The following is a 4,922-nucleotide window of genomic DNA, read 5'->3' as shown; positions in this document are numbered from 1 at the left end:
GCTCTGGTTTTGCCGGATTTTCCGAGCAGAATCAGAGCAGGACCATTTGGCGTGGCGCGACCGCTTCGCTTTTTGCCGGCTCGCCAAGAAGCAGGTGCATACGAGCGTATTGCTTGTCAGTGACCTGAAGCGCCCGAACGCTACCCTTCGGTGGCAGTCGTTTGATGACGCGCTGCATGTGTTTACTAACGGCGTCCTCGCCACGACACACCCGGGCATATACAGAGAGCTGTAGCATCATATACCCGTCGTCCTTGAGGAACGTGCGGAAACGGGTCGCATTTCGGCGTTCCGCCTTAGTTCCAACAGGCAGATCGAAGAATATGAAGAGCCACAAGATCCGCACCTCCTCCGACTTCACCGCCGCCTCCGCTCAGAAGGATGGCAAGACAAGCAACGCGGCCGTCTTTGCGTCCATCGCTCGAGCCAGGGCGTTCGCCGTTAGCTCGGTGGCGGCCAACAAGGTGACCTCGTCATCCCCGAATCGAACCGGTTCCAAAATTGCACCGGCCATAGCTTGGCGATCATTCCGCGTCAGGTCACCTCGGCTTGGCGCTCCCTCCGGGGCCAACTTCCAGGCGAGTCGGTCCACGACGGGACGAAATGGCTCCACCAGATCGTCAGCCAGATTGAAGGCGTTCGTGGCGCTGTCATGGTGCAAGCCGAAGGCGGGCAGGAACCCGGCAGCCACCAAAGCCCGCGCTACTGCCGACCGAACGACGGCGTAGCCGTAATTCAGCAGCTTGTTACGCCGGTCGCCCTCATCGTCACGCCGGAACTCGGGCCACAGGTGCTTCCAGTATTCCCTCGCTGCGCGCGCCTCGACGTTGTCAGGATCACCCGATCGCACCTGCTGGGCAACGGCCACCAGAGTCGCGGCACCGCCCCGTCCAAGTTCGGCCAACACAGCGGCTTGATTGGCAATTTTCGCCTGGACAATGGCTTGCCAAAAGCGCTTTCGGAGTGGAGCCGAAAGACCGACTTGACGTCGCGCAACGTCGCCCTGTCGGAAATGCCGGTGAAAAGGCAGCAGCACTCCAGACGGCATATGGGTTGCGTCGGTGACGATCAAAGCAATTCCTGCCTCGGCAAAAGCCGAGAGAAGGGCGCTCGTGAAGCTGGCCTGCGGCGTGTCAACCACCAGACACGCAATGTCCTCCAGTGCGAGACGTACGTCTCCATCATCCTGGGCCACCACCATTTGCCCACTGGCGAGCGAGAGGCGTGCCGGCCGGCTCAGGTGCACGGCACGCCATGCCATGTCCGGGTCTCCCGTTGGATTTCGAAACGTCGACCAAGACGATCTACGTGAAACTTACGGATACAGCCCAGTGTCCGCGCACCAATTCCTTCTCGAACCTCCGTATTATCATTCTGCATTGACACCATCAATGCGCCGGTACTGCGGTTTGCGCCGCGAAAATACCCTTCTATTATTGTACCATCACGTTTGGTAAGTTGGACGTAACTGAAAGGGCGCAAACTGAACAAGAACTCGTGTTCGGCTTCGATTTCCGGCCACTCCGTCTCCTCCTTATATGCCTGAATGGCACGATTGGGTGGAAATGGCCAACCCTCCGAATCCATCACTTGGTGTGGGTACACAGGAACCAAATAAAACTCGAATCCATGCTTTGGTTTTGCTTTTCGGAAAACGTCAATCCTCACCATCTCTCCGCGCTCGGCAGCACCCTCGCGGACAAGTACGTCAACTTTCTTGCTGGTTGCGACACGCACTTTCGAAATTGGGTCTCCTTTGGGGGACAAGGGCAGCATGCTCTTCGGCTTACCTGCGTCGATCCAAGTGCGCAGCGAATCGACAAGCCGATGGTTACGCTCTGCGTCTTTGATGCGAGCAAGATCGCTAACGGTAAGTTTCTCAACGGCTTTTCGCTCAAAAATGACGGCTTTTCCGTCCCGCTCCCGAATTTGACGAATCGTCGCCGCATGCCCTTCGCCGCGTGCCCGGTGGCGTTCGGGGCGAGAGACGAACACCCCTGCAAATGCGGTCCGAGCCTGTTCGGTGAAGCCCAACCATGGCGGTGCGAATGCCCGGAAGTCACGCGGCGCTCCCAACCGCTCGGCTTCCTGGAACGCGCGGGTGAGGCGGTTCAACGCGCCTTCACCGGTGGCCGCCACAACCAAAGCATCCAGCGCATGATGACGATCGTCGCTTAGACGTTGACCATCCGGTCCCTTCTTCAGATCGTTCACCCCCCACGCTCGACGCAATCGGTCCGTCAAGGGGCCGGGCCGCGCGAATACGTGTCGGCGTCCATCATCGGGATATAGCCGGGAGAGAAGATCAATCAAAACCCGGCAAGCATACCGCGTGTCATTAAGGTTGCGCTCCCGGAATCGCTTTTCGAGTATGACGGCATCCTTCAATAGAAAGTTCCGCTTCTTTCGTCCCTTCATACCTTTGAGTGTTTCGATGCGAGCAACAAACGCTTCCCAGTCGTTCTCGCTCAAGTCTGCAGAAAACCATTCAAACGGAGTGCGCCCCCTCTTCTTCTGATTCGCTTTAGCAAAACAAAGTGTTTTGTTGACAAAACTGTCATCACCCGAGCGACTCCACGGCAATATATGATCAACCTGCACTATGTTATCGGATCCAACGACCGCTGTGATCGAGATCGCCTCGTCCGTATAGAGGCACCGGCCGTTTTGTTCTTTCCAAAGCTCGAAGCGGAGGAGTTCCTCGCCGTTCAGCGGTGGCCGACCCAGGTTCTCGGTAAATTCATCATGCAACCGGCCCTTCTCGCGGTTGCGCCGATCGATGCCACGGCTGATCTCGTCGCGTTCCTCCTGGCTTTTGCCGACGTCACGGGCAAGTTCGACGTGAATACGCCCGGGAAGCCCAAACTCTGCAATGAGGGCCCGTACCTGCTTAACGGCCTCGGTGAGCGCCTTGCGCGCGATCGGATTGGCGATGTCCTCAATCACTATCATCTGACGCGCTGCATGATCGAATCCGGCGGCTTTGCATGCCTCCGAATACACGAGCCCCTGTTCCAGGAAAGGGATGATGGCGCGACAGGCTGTCGCGGAGATATGCCCGGCTTTCTTAAATTCCTCGAAGTCCCCTTTCTCCGCCGCTGCCATGAGAATGTCGAGCAGAAGCGACGGCAGTCCGGCCTCAGCGAGCCCGGCATGAATGGAATCGAGTTCATCACGAAAGGCGAAGATCGCTGCGATGCGGTCGAGGACCTCCGGCGTTGCCAGCAGTGATCGCCACGGGCTCTCGCCCATGGCGCGTCGTAAAGCAAAGCTACCGGGTGTTGCTGCGCCGGAACGAGCAACGACGTCGCGACTCTTTTCGTCGGCCGGTGACACGCCATCAAAACGCCAATGATCGTCCAGTGCCAACAGCCGGCGCAATCGTGCAAATGACAGTCCGCGGTTGGACCCCATGTCGGCCGATGCCACTGCGATCTGCTCCTGTGACAGGGCGACCTCTTCCCGACCGCGTCGCAGCCGCAACGCCGCCAGCCGCGACAGAAGTCGAAAGCGTTCATAGCTGTATGCATGGCGTGCTGCACGCTTTTCGCCCGTGATAAAAGGGCAATCGCCAACGCTGTCTTCGCTGTCGCCTATGGGACGTTGGAAGAACGCCAACTCACGGTAGGCACGCTCCAAATCCTGTGAGGCCAGGTGGTTTCGAAAGATGCGCTGCCGATCAAACAACAACGCAATTTCCTTCTCTTGATCCGCACGCAGAATCGAGCGGTCGTATCCAGAATCACGGTTGCGTTTCCGCCCGGCAAAAGCGGGGTCGCATGCAAACATCTCGCCTACTGTACGCCATGACGCCAACCGTGCCGACGTCTCGGCAATGGACATCAACATGTTGGAGGAATCCTTGGGCGCGTTGGCGCCCCGGTCACGCTTGCTATTCGACCTGAAGCCACGGTGTTTGGCGATGTGGAGGAGAACAGCGGCCAGTTCCTGGCCGTTTAAAGCCCTATCAAGTCCTTGCGCACGCAGTGCCCACGGATCAAGCCGCGCCGCAGTGAATGCTTCGGGTTCAGCATCGTCGACCAGACCGAAGCGCCGGCACAGCGCCCGGACATCCTTCATCCGCCGTGCCCGACGGCGTGTAACCCTCCGCATCAGTCGGTTGCTGCGGCGGATCTGATTGGTGGGCGTTCGATCCTTGTCAGTTTCAGGGACGTCAAAGCAGCGGGATCCCATAGCGATGATCTCTTGGGTGTCTTCACGGATCAGCGCCCAGCCGCACGATCCAATCCCGAGATCTATCCCCAGTGACGTATCGCCTAAACTACCCATGACCGCCCCTCTGCCACTCACGAGTGCAAAAAAACATTGACCGAGAAGGGGGCGCTATGCAACATGGTTTCGGGAGCCGGTAGGGAAGCCACGGTAAGTGGTTTTCCACTGAAGGATTACCCCGGCCGCAAGGCTGGGGGATTCCTCAACATCTATGTTTAGATAGAAAGTTGGCGTCGCTGCCAGGGCGTGAAAGCCACAGGGTATAATGCGGTCCACCAAGTTGGACGGCGCAGCCCAACGAAATTTTCAAGCGGAGCGTTTTCAAGCACTGGAATGCTACGTTTGGGCTGGCGTAGATGGTGCGGTGGCCACCTCGGATCTTCTTGCGGTTCCGGCAGATTCTTACTGCAGAAGTCTAGACTGAATCTGACAATTAACTATTGCCCAGCCCCACACACAAGGTGCAGGGAGGCGGCTGAACTCGGCGAGAATGAGAGACGCCTCGTCGGATGCTCCGGAGTGTGATGGTGGAAAATGGGCAGTGATCCCGTGTCTGGTTGCGTCGCCCTGCGGCCGCTCGCCGCTCTCGGGATACCCGCCACGGCAGGGTTCCCCGCCGTCTGACGACGGAGCGCGGCGGTCCGAACGGACCGCGGCAGGCAATGGAAGGGCCGCCCCCTCGGGGGCGG

The 4,922-nt window shown here is 58.7% G+C and carries 3 protein-coding genes; all 3 read right to left on the bottom strand.

Annotated features, from left to right (window positions below; translation table 11 throughout):
* Window positions 1–31: 31 nt before the first annotated feature.
* From cas2 to cas9, 3 genes are read right to left on the bottom strand one after another with little or no spacing between them, the layout of a single operon-like run.
* The gene (gene cas2, locus G472_RS0130400) at window positions 32–346 is read right to left on the bottom strand and encodes a CRISPR-associated endonuclease Cas2 (protein ID WP_245593637.1); all 315 of its coding nucleotides are present in this window, start codon (window positions 344–346) and stop codon (window positions 32–34) included.
* 27 nt (window positions 347–373) lie between these two features.
* A complete protein-coding gene (cas1, locus tag G472_RS0130395; protein WP_029011407.1) occupies window positions 374–1,261 on the bottom strand; it encodes a type II CRISPR-associated endonuclease Cas1 in 888 nt (295 codons plus the stop codon).
* On the bottom strand, window positions 1,237–4,290 hold the full coding sequence (gene cas9 / locus G472_RS38545; RefSeq protein WP_084537011.1) for a type II CRISPR RNA-guided endonuclease Cas9: 3,054 nt from the start codon (window positions 4,288–4,290) through the stop codon (window positions 1,237–1,239). Before cas9 ends, cas1 begins: the two co-directional genes overlap by 25 nt.
* Window positions 4,291–4,922: the final 632 nt, after the last annotated feature.

Source organism: Azospirillum halopraeferens DSM 3675, from assembly GCF_000429625.1.
Lineage (GTDB): Bacteria > Pseudomonadota > Alphaproteobacteria > Azospirillales > Azospirillaceae > Azospirillum > Azospirillum halopraeferens.
The sequence above is the reverse complement of the archived record's forward strand: the minus strand, read 5'-3'. Positions and strand labels throughout refer to the sequence as shown.

Bases quoted from the DNA above. Each gene is read 5' to 3' on its own strand.
- cas1 (WP_029011407.1), bottom strand. From the start codon at position 1,261: ATGGCATGGCGTGCCGTGCACCTGAGCCGGCCGGCACGCCTCTCGCTC.
- cas9 (WP_084537011.1), bottom strand. From the start codon at position 4,290: ATGGGTAGTTTAGGCGATACGTCACTGGGGATAGATCTCGGGATTGGA.